The sequence below is a fragment of the Streptomyces ortus genome, from assembly GCF_026341275.1.
GTDB lineage: Bacteria > Actinomycetota > Actinomycetes > Streptomycetales > Streptomycetaceae > Streptomyces > Streptomyces ortus.
In genome coordinates this window covers 4,056,655-4,071,389 of the sequence record NZ_JAIFZO010000002.1, presented here as the reverse complement: position 1 = coordinate 4,071,389, position 14,735 = coordinate 4,056,655, and the positions used below count along the sequence as shown (strand labels likewise).

Below are 14,735 nucleotides of genomic sequence, written 5' to 3'. Positions count from 1 at the left end.
CGTAGCCGTCCCCCGCAGCCATCCCCTGTGGCGATCCCCTGTAGCGATCCCTTGCAGTGATCTCTGGTGAACTCCTGTAGCGAAGGACATGGAGGAGGAGCAGCGCATGATCGACGTAAGTCATCAGATCAACGCCGTGCGGCGCACGGTCGGCAGCCGGGTCATCGAGGCGGGCGAAGCCCACGTGGTGACCGTAAGTCAGACGTACGACACGACCGTCGAGGACCTCTGGGAGGCCTGCACCGATCCCGAGCGCATCCTGCGCTGGTTCCTGCCCGTCACCGGCGAACTGCGTCCCGGCGGCACATACCAGCTGGAGGGCAACGCCGGTGGCACCGTGGAGCGCTGCGATCCGCCGAAGGGCTTCACCGCGACCTGGGAGTTCGGCGGGAACGTCAGCTGGATCGAGCTCCGGCTGACCCCCGTGGCGGACGGCGGTACGCGCTTCGAGCTGGACCACATCGCTCCCGACGACGACGAGAAGTGGCAGCAGTTCGGGCCCGGGGCCGTCGGTGTCGGCTGGGACATGGCGCTCATCGGACTCACCCTCCACCTGTCCTCCGGCGCGGCCGTGGATCCTCAGGAGGCCATGGCCTGGTTCGGGACCGAGGATGGGCTGCGGTTCGTCCGGCTGAGCAGCGAGGGCTGGTACGCGGCTGCCGTCGCCGGCGGTGAGGCCGAGGAGGTCGCGCGGGGGAGGGCGGACCGGACGACCGCCGCGTACACGGGGGCGGAGCCGGAGCCTTCCTGAACCAGGTACTTACTTTCGAGTAACCTCGCACGGCAGCCGTTGCCACAGCCTTTCGTGGGCTCTCGGAGGAGGAACCGTGCCAAGGTCGGAACGCTCACCCCTGTTGCTCGCGGGCCTGCTGGCCTCCGCGGCGGTCGCCCACTTCGCGGTGCCGAGGCAGTTCGACGCGATCGTCCCGCGCGCGCTGCCCGGCTCGCCGCGGACCTGGACGTACGCGAGCGGTGCCGTCGAGCTGGCGCTGGCGGCCGGGGTGGCGGTGCCGCGTACGAGGCGGGTGGCGGCGCTGGCCACCACAGCGTTCTTCGTCGGGGTGTTCCCCGCGAATGTCCAGATGGCGGTGGACCGGCGTCACCGGCCGGCGCCCCGGAAGGCGGCGGCGCTGGCCCGGCTGCCGCTGCAGGTGCCGTTGGTGCTGTGGGCGCGGCGCGTGGCCAGGACCGCCTAGGGCCGGCCGCCCGCGGATCCCTCTGGCCCCTCTGGCCCCTCTGGCGCCTCTGATCCCCCTGATCCCCCTGCTCCCTCGAACCCTTCCACTCCCTCCACGAAGTGGTCGAACTCGCCTGCCTGTACGCCGAGTACGAAGGCGTCCCACTTCTTCCTGGTGGTCGTGACGACGTTCTCGGGGTCGCTGGTCTCGCGGATGTAGACGAAGTCGTCGTCGCCGAAGGCGAGCTCGATCCAGGGGCCCGGCCCGGTCGCCTCCGGCGGGGCGGCACGTTCCCAGGTGAGGTTCGCGGGGATGTCAGACATGGTCTGGGCTCTCTTCGAGTACGGGGGACGAGTGCGGCGGTGGCCTTCGGCGGCCACCGTATCCCCGTCCCGGGCCCGCGTTCCTCGGCTCCCACGCGATCCACGCGTACCGGGGACCGTGCGGTGGGCGGCATGTGATCATTCCGCGGTGGGCTTTCCGCCTCTACACTGACGTTCGGATTACCGTGCGGCGAGGGGCGGTTGACGGTGCGTAAGGGCTGGATCTTGGCGACCGCCGCCGTGGGGGCGGGGCTCAGCTTCGTCATGGTGCTGGTCGTCGGCGTCTACATGGTCGCCGGGAACCTCGCCAACGGGGTGGGACAGGGAGCGGTCGGCCTCGCCAAGGGGTCCGTGCCGGCGGCGTACCGGACGCTCGTGCAGAAGTGGGGCAATCTGTGCACCGCCATTAATCCGGCCCTTCTCGCCGCGCAGCTCTATCAGGAGAGCGGGTTCAATCCCGATGCCAAGAGCCCGGCCGCCGCGCAGGGGATAGCGCAATTCATCCCCGGCACGTGGGCCACGCACGGAATCGACGGCGACGGTGACGGCGACCGCGACGTATGGGATCCGAATGACGCGATTCCATCGGCCGCGAAGTACGACTGCACGCTCGCGAAGTACGTCAAGGACGCGCCCGGGAACCAGACGGAGAACATGCTCGCCGCGTACAACGCGGGGGCGTACGCCGTCATCAAATACGGGGGCGTTCCGCCGTACAAGGAAACCCAGAACTACGTGAAGACGATCACCACGCTGCAGGAGAGCTTCGCCGCGCCCGTCGGTCGTGTGCAGCCCTCCGAGCAGGCCGCCGGTGCCATCTACTTCGCGCAGAAGAAGCTCGGCACGCTCTACCTCTGGGGCGGCAACGGCACCCCTGAGCAGGGAGGACGCTTCGACTGCTCAGGGTTGACCAAGGCCGCGTACGAGACGGTGGGGGTCACTCTGCCGCGGGTCGCCAACGACCAGTACAACGCCGGCCCGCACCCCGGGCGGGACGAGCTGCTACCCGGTGACCTGGTCTTCTTCTCGGACGACCTCACCAACTCCAGGGCCATCCGGCACGTGGGCATCTACGTCGGCGGCGGATACATGATCAACGCCCCTCGGACGGGTGCCGTGATCCGCTTCGACTCCATCGACACGCCTGACTACTTCGGGGCGACGCGGGTGACCGAAGATGGCGCGAAAGCATTGCCCACCTCTGTGTGAAACCCACCCCTGAGCTGCGGCGATGTATCTCTCTTCGATAACGTCTGCGTGATCATTCGGTGGAGAGCGGAACGTATTGAAGGGGAGTGTGCGTTCCTGTTCTTGTAGCCGACGACGGGGGTTGTGGCGCGACGCATCCGGTGGGTGCGTCGGAAAGATGACGACGAAGGAGCCGTTGCACCATGGCTGGACTCGCCGACTCCGGATCGAACCCCGATGTCGACTTGCTCTACGACATCAATGGTCTCGCCAAAGACGCGCCGCACTGGTTCGACCGCGTCATGGAGTTCGTGGGCGAGTGGGGGCTCCTGCTCGTCATGGTTCTGCTGGTGCTGTGGTGCTGGTGGAACGTCAGACGGCGGGGCGGGGACGAGGCCGCCTCGTCCGTGGCCGCGCTGATCTGGGCGCCGCTGGCCGCCGGGGTCGCCGTACTCGTGAATGTGCCGATACGGGGATTTGTCGAACGGCCCAGGCCCTTTGTGGACCACGAGGGGCTTGAGGTTCTCATCGGCGGCAAGAGCGACTATTCCTTTGTGAGCGATCACTCGACTCTCATGATGGCCATGGGGGTCGGGCTGTTTGTCGCCAACCGGAAGTTCGGGCTTGTCGGGATAGGGCTCGCGCTACTCGGTGGGTTCTGCCGGATTTATATGGGCGTGCACTATCCGACCGACGTGGTCGGGGGGTTCGCGCTGGGGACGGCTGTCGTGCTGCTGCTTTCGCCGCTTGCGACTGCTTTGTTGACGCCTGTGGTGAGGGCTGTCGAGCGGTCGGGGCGGGTGGGGTGGGTGGTTCGGGCGGATCGCTCCCGCGGGGGTGGGGGGAAGGTTCTTCCTGGGTCTCGGCGGGATGTTGATCCTGCGGAGAGGGATCTTGCGGCGTAGGTGGGGGGCGGGGCGGGGCTGTGGGTGGTTGCGCAATTCCCCGCGCCCCTAAAGGATTGCGCCGTTCCCCGCGCCCCCAAAGACGAAAAGATTGCGCCGTTCCCCGCGCCCCTGGAGGGCGAAGCCACGACTGCGGCGTTCCCCTCGCCCCCAAAGACGAAAAGATTGCGCCGTTCCCCGCGCCCCTGGAGGGCGAAGCCAAGACTGCGGCGTTCCCCCGCGCCCCTGGAGGGCGAAGCCAAGGTTGTCGGCTGTGGGATCTGGGTGGGTTATAGGGGCTGGGGGGAGTTGAAGAAGGTGTTGGGGTCGTAGTGGGATTTCAGGGAATGTAGGCGGGGGGCCGCCTGGCCGTAGTACGCCTTGCGCCAGTTCTTGAGCGTGGGGTCCGTGTAGTTCTGGTAGGCCGCGCCCGACGCGTACGGGCGCATGGCCGTGTGGGTGGCCGTCAGCCACGACTCCGACGCGCTGCCGGACGTGCCCGGGCGCCACGCCGCGATGTACTGGGCCAGCATGCGCGAGCGGCGGTGGACGAACGCCGTGGCCGTGGGATCGACCCGGTTGACCGCGCCGCCGAGCGCGGTCAGCGCGATGCTGCCCGTACCGCCCCGCACCCCCGAGATGCCCGAGAGCAGGGTCCGGATGCCCGCCGCCGAGATCGAGCGGTCGAAGAAGTCGGAGCGGCCCGCGTACGTCTCCCGGTTCAGAGCCCCCTGGGGCGAGCGGCCCGGTGTCCCGCCCGGCAGATGGCACTGCGCGTCGGACGAGAAGGACGAGCAGCCCGCGTACACCTCCATCGACTCCTCGTAGGAACGCCGTTTGAGGGAGACGCTCCGCGCGGAGGCGCCCACGCGGTCGGCGAGGCGGTCCACCGCGTTCTGCAGCTCCCCGTACGTGCCCAGCGAGAACGCGGAGACGGAGACGGTGGGGGTGCCGCCGGCCGCGTTCTCCACGTGCAGCGACGACCAGATCTCGTCCGGCTGGTCCGGGCCCCACTCCTGCCAGGCCGCCAGCACCGCCGCAGCTTTCGACCACGGCCAGGACATGTTCGCCGCCACGCCCCGCGGGGCCGGGTGCGTCTTGAAGCGGAGTTCCGTGACGACGCCGAAAGTGCCGTTGCCCGCGCCGCGCAGCGCCCAGAACAGGTCCTTGTGCTCGGTCGCGCTCGCGCTGAGCTCCTTGCCGTCCGCCGTGATCAGGGTCGCCCGGGTGAGGCTGTCGCACGTCAGGCCGTACGCCCTCGACACCACCCCGTGGCCGCCGCCCAGCGCCAGTCCCGAGACGCCCACCGTCGGGCAGGAGCCCGCGGGGACGGTCACGCCCTTCGCCACGAGCCCGCGGTAGACGTCGATCAGTTTGGCGCCCGCGCCGATCACCGCCTCGTCGCCGGACGCGCGGATCCGGGACAGCTTCGACACGTCGACGATCAGTCGGCCGTTCCCCGAGGACCAACCGGCGTACGAATGGCCGCCGTTGCGGATCGAGACGCGGACGTCGTGGGCGCGGGCGTACGCGAGGACCGTACGGATGTCGTCGGGGTGGGCCACGTACGCGACCGCCGTCGGCCGCAGGGAGTCGAAACGGGTGTTGTAGAGCTGTCGGGCCGCCGCCCAGTCCGCGTCGCCCGGGCGGACCAGGGCGCCGTCCAGGTCCGTGGCCAGCGCCCGCAGGTCGGCGGCCGGAGTGATCGTCGGGCTGCCGGCCCGGGTGCCGCCGGCCGTCGCGGTCGCCCCCGTGCCGGTGGCCGGTGTGCCGGACGTACGTGCCGAAGCGGCCGGCCGTGGGCCCGGCCCCTTGCCGCCGCAGGCCGCCGACGCCGCCGTCACCGCGACCGCCGCCGTACCGCCTATGAACGTACGCCGTTGCATGTGCGCCTCCCGTGGCTCCCGTTGGACGAGACGGGTCAACCGCCCGGCGGGTTCCACAGGCGGCGACCGACAACCCCCATGAGTCCGCAAAGGGGAGGCGGCGGGTTCCGGCCAGGAGGGGGCGGGGCGGAGCGGTGCGGGACTGAGTGGCGCGGAGAGGTGGGGGACGGAGAGGTGCGGAGGGGGCGCGTGAGCGAAGGCGGGGGTTCCGGTAGTCGGAACCCCCGCGTGTTCTCCCCGTGAGCGTTCCGTGACCTCACCGCACTGACGGCAGGGGTTCACCCTGCGTTCACTCACGGCCATCGGCGGCTTCACCTGTTCTGCCTAATTTCGGCCTTACCCGGTGCGTGGTGCGGACGGAAGCGAGCACCCGTGCCGGTCGATGAACAAGCAGGCCCATGACATCGCACGCCGCCGCAACGGCGGCTCCTGGAAGGAACTCACGAAAGTGAAGCTTCAGCGCAAGAACCGGCTTCGCGCCCTTTCCCTCGGTGCTGTCGCCGTCTCCGGCGCCCTTGCGCTGACGGCGTGCGGCTCCGACGACACCGGCGGCGGCTCCGGCAGTGACGGCGGCACGACCGCCGCCAACAGCTCCATCAAGTGTGACGACGCCAAGGGCCAGCTCCTGGCCAACGGCTCCTCCGCGCAGAAGAACGCGATCGACGCGTGGGTCAAGCAGTTCGTGACCGCCTGCAAGGACGTGCAGATCAACTACAAGTCCGAGGGTTCGGGCGCCGGTGTCACGGCGTTCACCCAGGGCCAGGTCGCCTTCGCCGGTTCCGACTCCGCGCTGAAGCCCGAAGAGGTCACCGCCTCCAAGAAGGTCTGCTCGGGCGGCCAGGGCATCAACCTGCCGATGGTCGGCGGCCCGATCGCCGTCGGTTACAACGTCCCGGGTGTCGAGGGCCTCGTCCTCGACTCGGAGACCCTCGCGAAGATCTTCGACAGCAAGATCACCAAGTGGAACGACGCGGCGATCAAGAAGCTGAACCCGGACGCCAAGCTGCCCGACCTCAAGATCCAGGCGTTCCACCGCTCGGACGAGTCCGGCACCACGGACAACTTCACCAAGTACCTGATCGCCGCCGCGCCCGACGAGTGGAAGTACGAGGGCGGCAAGGCCTGGCAGGCCAAGGGCGGCCAGTCCGCGTCCGGCTCCTCCGGTGTCGCCCAGCAGGTCAAGCAGACCTCCGGCGCCATCAGCTACATGGAGCTGTCGTACGCCAAGGACGGCATCACCGCGGCCAAGCTGGACACGGGTGCCAGCGACCCGGTCGAGGCCACCGTCGAGAACGCCACGACGGCCATCGCGGACGCCAAGATCGTCGGCACGGGCAAGGACCTCGCGCTCGAACTGAACCGCGCGACCAAGGCCGACGGCGCCTACCCGATCACCCTGGTCACGTACGAGATCGTCTGCGACAAGGGCAACAAGGCCGACACCCTGGCCGCCACCAAGGCGTTCCTCACGTACATCGCCGGCGAGGACGGCCAGAAGATCCTGGCCGAGAACGACTACGCCCCGATCCCCGAAGAGATCATCGCGAAGGTCCGTACGACCGTCGCGGGCCTGAGCTGACCTGAGGGCCTGTGTCATCTCCCCGGCCGGGCGCGCGGCGTCCGGCCGGGGACATGACACAGGCTCCGAGCGCGCGGTCCGGTTTCCCTCGGCAGGGGCCGCACCGCGCGCCGTCCGGTGCACCGCCGCCTGGGGCCGCACGCAGTGTGTGGCCCCGCAGACCGGAGAACCCCATGGACATATCCACCAAGAACGCTGAAGCACCTCCCCCTCTCTCCCCACCCACCGAGGCCGAGCAGAAGCGCGCGGCCCGCGGGGCCACCCGGCCCGGTGACCGCATCTTCCTCGGCCTGTCCCGCGGGTCGGGCATCTTCCTGCTCGTGATCATGGCCGCCATCGCGGTCTTCCTCTCGTACCGGTCCGTGCTCGCGATCAGCAAGGACGAGACGAGCTTCCTCACCACCTTCGAGTGGAACCCGACCGCGGCGGAGCCGAGCTTCGGCATCGCGGTCCTTGTCTACGGCACCGTCATCTCGTCGATCATCGCGATGGTCATCGCGGTCCCGATCGCGGTCGGCATCGCCCTGTTCATCACGCACTACGCCCCGCGCAGGCTGGGCGGCACCATCGCCTACGTGATCGACCTGCTGGCCGCCGTACCGTCCATCGTGTACGGCCTGTGGGGCGCCCTCGTCCTCGTGCCGCACATGAGCGGCCTCTACGGCTGGCTCGACGACTACTTCGGCTGGACCGGCATCCTCGACTGGCAGGGCGGCGCACCGCGCTCGCTGTTCACCGTGGGCATCCTGCTCGCGATCATGATCCTGCCGATCATCACCAACGTGAGCCGCGAGGTCTTCCGGCAGGCTCCGCTGATGCACCAGGAGGCCGCGCTGGCCCTCGGCGCCACGCGCTGGGAGGTCATCCGCATGTCGGTGCTGCCCTTCGGCCGCTCCGGTGTCATCTCCGCCTCGATGCTCGGCCTCGGGCGCGCGCTCGGCGAGACGATGGCCGTGGCCACGGTCCTGTCCCCGAGCTTCGAGATCAACGCCAGCCTGCTCGACCCGGGCGGCGGCACCTTCGCCCAGAACATCGCCAGCAAGTTCAGCGAGGCCAGCGAGATGGGCCGCGACGCGCTCATCGCCTCCGGCCTGGTGCTGTTCGTCATCACCCTGCTGGTCAACGGCGCGGCCCGGCTCATCATCGCCCGCCGCGCGGAGTACTCGGGGGCCAACGCATGAGCCAGACCGTGAACGACCGGCGCCCCAGCTCCCTGCAGGGCGCGACGCTGCCGAAGTGGAGTCCGTACGCGATCGCCGCGGGCTCGGTCGCCCTGGGCCTCGGCATCAGCGCGGCGGCCGGACTGCACAGCAGTGTCCAGTGGGGCCTGCTGGCCGCGATCTTCTTCGTGTTCGGCTCGTACGGCATCGCCGCGAAGGTCGAGGGCCGCCGGCAGGCCAAGGACCGGGTGGCGACCAGCCTGGTGTGGGTCGCGTTCCTCCTCGCCGTCGTCCCGCTGGTCTCGCTCATGTGGGAGACCGTCAAGCGCGGGGTGAAGGTCCTCGACGGCTACTTCCTCAGCCACTCGATGGGCCTGGTCACCGACACCGAGCCCGGCGGCGGTATCTACCACGCGATCCTCGGCACGCTCGAACAGGTCGGCATCGCCACCGTCATCTCCGTGCCGATCGGCATCCTGACCGCGATCTACCTCGTGGAGTACGGGCGCGGCAAGCTGGCCAAGGCCGTCACCTTCTTCGTCGACGTCATGACGGGTATCCCGTCGATCGTCGCGGGGCTGTTCGTCCTGAGCTTCTGGATCATCATCCTGGACATGGGCTACTCCGGCTTCGCCGGCTCGATGGCCCTGACCATCCTGATGCTGCCGGTGATCGTCCGCTCCACCGAGGAGATGCTCAAGCTCGTACCGAACGAGCTGCGCGAGGCCTCGCTGGCCCTGGGCGTACCGAAGTGGCGCACCATCATGAAGGTGGTCCTGCCGACCTCCATCGGCGGCATCACCACCGGTGTGATGCTCGCGGTCGCCCGCATCACGGGTGAGACCGCGCCGGTGCTGCTGCTGGTGTGGGGTTCGACGTTCATCAACACGGACCCCTTCGAGGGCCCGCAGGCCTCGCTCCCGATGTACATCTACCAGCAGTACGCGAACAGCGGCGGCTCCGGTGCGGCGTACGACCGGGCCTGGGCGGCGGCGCTCACGCTGATCGCGTTCGTGATGATCCTCAACTTGGCGGCTCGCGGCATCGCCCGCTGGAAGGCCCCCAAGACCGGTCGCTGACGCGGCCACCCAGCGACCAGTTTTCCCCCTCGAAAGAAGCAGTGATCCCCATGGCCAAGCGAATCGACGTCAGCGGCCTCAGCGCCTACTACAGCTCGTTCCGGGCCATCGAGGACATCTCGATGGCCATCGAACCCCGCTCGGTGACGGCCTTCATCGGCCCCTCCGGCTGCGGCAAGTCCACCTTCCTGCGCACCCTCAACCGCATGCACGAGGTGACGCCGGGCGGGCGCGTCGAGGGCAAGGTCATGCTCGACGACGAGAACCTGTACGGCGCCGGGATCGACCCGGTGTCGGTGCGGCGCGAGGTCGGCATGGTCTTCCAGCGTCCCAACCCTTTCCCCACGATGTCGGTCTTCGACAACGTGGCGGCGGGGCTGCGGCTCAACGGCAGCTACAAGAAGTCCGAGCTGGCCGACATCGTGGAGAAGTCGCTCAAGGGCGCGAACCTCTGGAACGAGGTCAAGGACCGGCTGAACAAGCCGGGGTCCGGTCTCTCCGGTGGTCAGCAGCAGCGGCTGTGCATCGCGCGGGCGATCGCCGTCGAGCCGAAGGTGCTGCTCATGGACGAGCCGTGCTCGGCGCTCGACCCGATCTCGACGCTGGCCATCGAGGACCTGATCGGCGAGCTGAAGGAGCGCTTCACGATCGTCATCGTGACGCACAACATGCAGCAGGCGGCGCGGGTCTCCGACCGGACGGCGTTCTTCAACCTGTCCGCGGTCGGGCAGCCCGGCAAGCTCATCGAGATCGACGACACCGAGCGGATCTTCTCCAACCCGTCCGTGCAGGCCACCGAGGACTACATCTCGGGGCGCTTCGGCTGAGCCGACGTCTTCGGGCCGACGTCCTTCGTACGTTTCCCGGACCCCTCGCGGTGCTGCATGGCGGTGCCACCGCGGGGACCGATAGGGCCCGCTCCCCGGTCACGGGGGGCGGGCCCATTGGCTTGTTCCGGCCCCCGGTCACCGTCCAGCCCGTCCGGCGTTCGAGGACGAGCGCGCAAGCGCCGTTCGAGGACGAGCGCGCAAGCGCGACAGGGGGTCTGGGGGCGCAGCCCCCAGGGAGGGAGCAGGCCTAAAGGAATACCGCGTTCACCAGCCAGAAGCTCGTCGCCGCGACCAGCGCCGCCGCCGGCATCGTGATGAACCAGCCGAGGATGATGTTCTTGGCGACACCCCAGCGCACCGCGTTCACCCGCTTCGTCGCCCCCACGCCCATGATCGCCGACGTGATGACATGCGTCGTCGAGATCGGCGCGTGGAAGATGAACGCCGTCGTGAACATCAGCGAGGCGCCCGTCGTCTCCGCCGCGAACCCCTGCGGGGGGTCCAGCTCGATGATCTTCCGGCCGAGCGTGCGCATGATGCGCCAGCCGCCGGCGTACGTGCCCAGCGACAGCATCACCGCGCACGCGATCTTGACCCAGACCGGGATCGGGTCGCCCGCGTCCTCGACGTCCGCGATGACCAGGGCCATCACCACGATGCCCATCGTCTTCTGGGCGTCCTGGAGGCCGTGGCCGAGCGCCATGCCGGCCGCCGACACGGTCTGCGCGATACGGAAACCGCGCTTCGCCTTGTGCGGGTTGGAGCGGCGGAAGAGCCACATGATCGCGCACATCACGAGATAACCGGCGACCAGGCCGACGACGGGGGAGAGGAACATCGGGATGACGACCTTCTCCAGGACGCCGGACCAGATGACATCGATCCCGCCCGCGAGCGCCGCGCCCACCATGCCGCCGAACAGCGCGTGCGAGGAGGAGGACGGCAGGCCGAAGTACCAGGTGACGAGGTTCCACACGATCGCGCCCACCAGCGCGGCGAACAGGATCCACATGCCCCTGTTGCCGTGCGGGGTCTCGATCAGGCCCTCGCTGACGGTCTTGGCGACCCCGCTGCCCATGAAGGCGCCGGCGAGGTTCATCACGGCGGCCATCGCGAGCGCCGCGCGGGGCGTCAGCGCGCGCGTCGACACGGAGGTTGCGATGGCGTTCGCGGAGTCGTGGAAGCCGTTGGTGTAGGTGAATCCGAGCGCGACACCGATGGTCACGATCAAGGCGAAGGTGTCCATGAAGGGGTCAGGACTCCTTGACCGCGATGGTCTCCACCGTGTTGGCCACGTGCTCGAACGCGTCGGCGGCCTCTTCGAGGACGTCCACGATCTGCTTCAGCTTCAGCACTTCGATGGCCTCGTACTTGCCGTTGAAGAGCATGGCCAGCAGCTTGCGGTGGATCTGGTCGGCCTGGTTCTCCAGACGGTTGACCTCGATCCAGTACTCGGTGAGGTTGTCCATCGTGCGCAGGTTGGGCATGGCCTCGGCGGTCAGCTCCGCCGCCCGGGCCAGTACCTCGATCTGCTGCTCGACGCCCTTGGGCAGCTCCTCCACGTTGTAGAGGACGACCAGGTCGACGGCCTCCTCCATGAAGTCCATGATGTCGTCGAGGGACGAGGCGAGGTTGTAGATGTCCTCGCGGTCGAACGGCGTGATGAACGAGGAGTTCAGCTGGTGGAAGATCGCGTGCGTCGCGTCGTCACCGGCGTGTTCCGCGGCCCGCATACGCTCTGCGATCTCGGCTCGGCCGGACGAGTCCGCCCCGAGCAGTTCCATCAGGAGCTTGGAGCCCGTGACGATGTTGTCCGCGGAAGCGGCGAACATGTCGTAGAAGCTCGTCTCCCTGGGGGTCAGACGAAATCGCACGTGGGGTCCTCGGATTGCTTCGGTGTCGGTCAGGCTGATGCTAGGCGCATCATCCGGCCACGGCTAACCGGCCGCCCCCCAGTGTCGCCCATCGGGCACAGTGATCAGCACGGGGTCCCGTGAGGGCGCCCGCGACGGCATCCGGCAAGGGGCCCATACCCGGCAAAATTCGTTACGATATACCCGGTAGGGGTATCAGTCAGCAGGAGGACGCGATGACGACCACCGAGGCCGGCGCCACGACGCCCTCCGGGGAGAGCGGTGCGACGGAGATCGTGACCGATCACGATCGCGGGATCCACGGCTACCACGAGCAGAAGGGCGAGCACCTCAAGCGGCTGCGGCGGATCGAGGGGCAGGTGCGGGGGCTGCAGCGGATGGTCGACGAGGACGTCTACTGCATCGACATACTCACGCAGGTCTCCGCCTCCACGAAGGCGTTGCAGTCGTTCGCGCTGCAGCTTCTGGAGGAGCATCTGCGGCATTGTGTCGCGGACGCGGCGGTCAAGGGGGGTGCCGAGGTGGATGCGAAGGTGGAGGAGGCCACCAAGGCGATTGCTCGGCTGTTGCGCACGTGAGCCCTGGCCGGGCGGGGCGGGGTTGAAAAGCTGCGGCGTTCCCCCGTGGCCCTGGAGGGCAAAGGCAAAGGATTGCGCCGTTCCCCGCGCCCCTTGGGGGGAGCAGGAACGGAAGATTGTGGCGTTCCCCCGTGGCCCGGGAGGGCAAAGGCAAAAGATTGCGCCGTTCCCCGCGCCCCTGGGGGGCCGCGCCTCTGAGGGGGGAACCCCGTGACCCCTGGACCGGGTTAGGGGGTGGGGGTGTTGGCGGGGGAGGGGGGGGTAGCGTTCTTCGGCGACCTTTAGGACCTCGTCGATCTGGTCGGGGGTGAGGCGGTCCTCGCGGGCGGCCGAGGCCGCGATGATCAGGTCGCCGCACAGCTCGATCTCGGCCAGGGCCACGTGGTCCTGAACTGCCGTACCGCGCGCCGGAGCCACGTGCATCACCTCTTCCTGCCGATACCGACTTCCTAGAGTAGGGAGCGGTCCACGGACAGCGCATGGCACCAACGGACCATTTCCGGCCCCGCCCGCCACCGTTCCCTCACTCGGCGATCCGCCCGGCGAAGATGTCCTTCGTCTTCGGCAGACGTACGTCGACAGCGGCGCCGAAGTCGTAGAGCAGCGTCGTGGAGGACACCGCGACCGTGTCCTTCCGCTGCCCGTTCACGAAACTGAAGCGGTGGCGGACCTTGCGGATGCGCCCCTGTTCGTCGAGGTAGACGTCGAAGGGGACCGTCGCCGTGGCGAAGCCCTTCGCCGCCGCCCGCAGCACCTTCCGGTTGCCCGCCGAGGCATCGCGCGCGGCCACCGTGAGGTCGGCGGTGCCCCGGTAGTGCCGTACCGCCGTGCCCGCGACCGCCGTCCTGCCCACGTACGTCGCCGTGCGCGCGCCCCGCAGCAGTTCCGCGGCGGCGAACGGATCGGTCGCACCGCCCGTGACCAGGTTCCCGTCGGAGAGCGTGGCCGTGTCGACGCGCACCCACTTGTCGCTCGGTACACCCGCGCCGCGGTTCTTCATGTACAGCGCGCCCGGTGCGAGGAGCTCGGTGATGGGGCGGTGGGCGTCGTCGCCGGCCGGGTCCTGCGGGAGGAGTACCTTCAGCCGGCCCACCTGGTCGGCGAAGTCGTAGACACCCTCGCCGCGGATGGTCACGCGGGTGCCGCCGGTCGCCATCTCCATGGACGTACGCGCCTTGGACGTACCGGCGCGGACCAGGTTGCCGGCCGCTCCGTGGAGCACCTCGACGGGGTCCTCGGCGGTCCGGGCGTCGTCGGAGGCGGCCCCGCCGCCCGCGCATCCGGTGGCGCAGAGCAGCAGCCCCGTCGCCGCGGCGGCCAGGGCCACCGCCCCGTCTCCTCGTTTTCGCCGCTCCACCATCGCCTGCTACCCCCAGCCGGGACGTCCTTGGGCGGGTCTCGTGTCGTTCCCTTAACGACTGGTGGGGGGTGTTGTCACGCGGACGCCCGGCATGGGGAAGCGTTTACCGGGCATCGGTACGGTGGGGCGCGTGGCGCAGCAGGAAGAGATCACTCCCCTGGAACACCGGACGACGACGGTCGAGCAAGGGCCTTTCTGCCTGGCTCGATGCATCTGCGGCTGGCGGGGCCCGGCGAGAAGAGCCCGGAGTCTGGCCCGCACGGACGCCGAGAACCATCTGACCGCGGCCAGGTGAGGCCCGCGCCTTCAGGGGCGCGGGGAACGGCGCGGTCGTCTGTCCTGTGCGGGGCTACACGCGCCGCAGCACCGACACCAGCTCGTCCACCAGCCCTCGGTCCCGCGCCTGCGTGAGCCTCCCGCGCGCGGCAGCCGGCGCGAGCCACAGCACCCGGTCCACCTCACGGTTGGCGACGAAGGTGCCGCCCGTCTCCTCGGCGGCCCAGTAACTGACCTGCTTGGGCCGGTCGTTGGCCACATAGCGGAGGGTCGTCAGCCGCGGCCCCGGCGCACACCGGTGCCCGGTCTCCTCCTCGACCTCGCGCAGCGCCGCGGCGAGCGTGTCCTCGCCGGACTTCAGTTTGCCCTTCGGGTGCGACCAGTCGTCGTACTTCGGCCGGTGGACCAGGCAGATCTGCAGTTCGCCGTCGGCCGGTGAGCGGCGCCACAGGACGCAGCCCGCCGCGAGCACCGGTTCTGCGTCCATGGGCGCGGGATGTCCGTTCGCGTGCACTGGGCCTCCGATCGCGAGTGGCGGCC

The 14,735-nt window shown here is 69.1% G+C and carries 16 protein-coding genes; 10 read left to right on the top strand and 6 right to left on the bottom strand.

All coding sequences use genetic code 11. The annotated features are described in order from the left end of the window. Positions 1 to 106: 106 nt before the first annotated feature. Positions 107 to 751 (top strand): SRPBCC family protein, encoded by a 645-nt coding sequence (locus tag K3769_RS21255; RefSeq protein WP_267027981.1) that lies wholly within the window; start codon positions 107 to 109, stop codon positions 749 to 751. A 76-nt stretch (positions 752 to 827) separates the two neighbouring features. Continuing rightward, positions 828 to 1,196: a DoxX family protein gene (locus K3769_RS21250; protein WP_267027980.1), complete on the top strand. Its 369-nt coding sequence runs from the start codon at positions 828 to 830 to the stop codon at positions 1,194 to 1,196. Here the strand turns inward: K3769_RS21250 and K3769_RS21245 are convergent. Next, entirely contained in the window at positions 1,193 to 1,501 is a 309-nt protein-coding gene (locus tag K3769_RS21245; protein ID WP_267027979.1) for a DUF397 domain-containing protein, read from the bottom strand. The genes K3769_RS21250 and K3769_RS21245 overlap by 4 nt on opposite strands. Before the next feature lie 201 nt (positions 1,502 to 1,702). On the opposite strand from K3769_RS21245, the gene K3769_RS21240 reads away from it, so the two are divergent. Continuing rightward, positions 1,703 to 2,710: a C40 family peptidase gene (locus K3769_RS21240; RefSeq protein WP_267027978.1), complete on the top strand. Its 1,008-nt coding sequence runs from the start codon at positions 1,703 to 1,705 to the stop codon at positions 2,708 to 2,710. 182 nt (positions 2,711 to 2,892) lie between these two features. Continuing rightward, the gene (locus tag K3769_RS21235) at positions 2,893 to 3,594 is read left to right on the top strand and encodes a phosphatase PAP2 family protein (protein WP_267027977.1); all 702 of its coding nucleotides are present in this window, start codon (positions 2,893 to 2,895) and stop codon (positions 3,592 to 3,594) included. Positions 3,595 to 3,863: 269 nt separating this feature from the next. On the opposite strand, the gene K3769_RS21230 is transcribed toward K3769_RS21235, so the two are convergent. After that, positions 3,864 to 5,459, bottom strand: a complete 1,596-nt coding sequence (locus K3769_RS21230) for an FAD-binding oxidoreductase (protein WP_267027976.1) — start codon at positions 5,457 to 5,459, stop codon at positions 3,864 to 3,866. 448 nt (positions 5,460 to 5,907) lie between these two features. Here K3769_RS21230 and pstS point away from each other — a divergent pair, with 448 nt between their 5' ends. The 4 genes from pstS (at position 5,908) to pstB (ending at position 10,104) form a co-directional block, all read left to right on the top strand. Further along, on the top strand, positions 5,908 to 7,038 hold the full coding sequence (pstS, locus tag K3769_RS21225) for a phosphate ABC transporter substrate-binding protein PstS (RefSeq protein WP_267031480.1): 1,131 nt from the start codon (positions 5,908 to 5,910) through the stop codon (positions 7,036 to 7,038). 173 nt (positions 7,039 to 7,211) lie between these two features. After that, positions 7,212 to 8,219, top strand: coding sequence for a phosphate ABC transporter permease subunit PstC (gene pstC, locus K3769_RS21220; RefSeq protein WP_267027975.1), 1,008 nt, complete (start codon positions 7,212 to 7,214; stop codon positions 8,217 to 8,219). Beyond that, on the top strand, positions 8,216 to 9,277 hold the full coding sequence (pstA, locus tag K3769_RS21215) for a phosphate ABC transporter permease PstA (protein ID WP_267027974.1): 1,062 nt from the start codon (positions 8,216 to 8,218) through the stop codon (positions 9,275 to 9,277). Before pstC ends, pstA begins: the two co-directional genes overlap by 4 nt. Positions 9,278 to 9,327: 50 nt before the next feature. Next, the gene (gene pstB / locus K3769_RS21210; protein ID WP_267027973.1) at positions 9,328 to 10,104 is read left to right on the top strand and encodes a phosphate ABC transporter ATP-binding protein PstB; all 777 of its coding nucleotides are present in this window, start codon (positions 9,328 to 9,330) and stop codon (positions 10,102 to 10,104) included. A gap of 250 nt (positions 10,105 to 10,354) precedes the next feature. Here pstB and K3769_RS21205 read toward each other — a convergent pair whose 3' ends face one another. Together K3769_RS21205 and K3769_RS21200 are read right to left on the bottom strand one after the other, a co-directional pair. Continuing rightward, a complete protein-coding gene (locus tag K3769_RS21205; RefSeq protein WP_267027972.1) occupies positions 10,355 to 11,353 on the bottom strand; it encodes an inorganic phosphate transporter in 999 nt (332 codons plus the stop codon). Between the two features lie 7 nt (positions 11,354 to 11,360). Next, entirely contained in the window at positions 11,361 to 11,981 is a 621-nt protein-coding gene (locus tag K3769_RS21200; RefSeq protein WP_107015224.1) for a DUF47 domain-containing protein, read from the bottom strand. Between the two features lie 215 nt (positions 11,982 to 12,196). Here K3769_RS21200 and K3769_RS21195 point away from each other — a divergent pair, with 215 nt between their 5' ends. Further along, positions 12,197 to 12,559: a metal-sensitive transcriptional regulator gene (locus tag K3769_RS21195; protein ID WP_267027971.1), complete on the top strand. Its 363-nt coding sequence runs from the start codon at positions 12,197 to 12,199 to the stop codon at positions 12,557 to 12,559. Positions 12,560 to 13,082: 523 nt separating this feature from the next. Here K3769_RS21195 and K3769_RS21190 read toward each other — a convergent pair. Next, positions 13,083 to 13,919, bottom strand: coding sequence for an SCO4651 family lipoprotein (locus K3769_RS21190; RefSeq protein ID WP_267027970.1), 837 nt, complete (start codon positions 13,917 to 13,919; stop codon positions 13,083 to 13,085). A 130-nt stretch (positions 13,920 to 14,049) separates the two neighbouring features. On the opposite strand from K3769_RS21190, the gene K3769_RS21185 reads away from it, so the two are divergent. Next, positions 14,050 to 14,214 carry a hypothetical protein gene (locus K3769_RS21185; protein ID WP_267031764.1) on the top strand — a complete coding sequence of 55 codons (165 nt, stop codon included), beginning with the start codon at positions 14,050 to 14,052 and terminating at the stop codon, positions 14,212 to 14,214. A 54-nt stretch (positions 14,215 to 14,268) separates the two neighbouring features. On the opposite strand, the gene K3769_RS21180 is transcribed toward K3769_RS21185, so the two are convergent. Then, positions 14,269 to 14,682 (bottom strand): NUDIX hydrolase, encoded by a 414-nt coding sequence (locus K3769_RS21180; RefSeq protein ID WP_267027969.1) that lies wholly within the window; start codon positions 14,680 to 14,682, stop codon positions 14,269 to 14,271. Between the last annotated feature and the right edge of the window lie 53 nt (positions 14,683 to 14,735).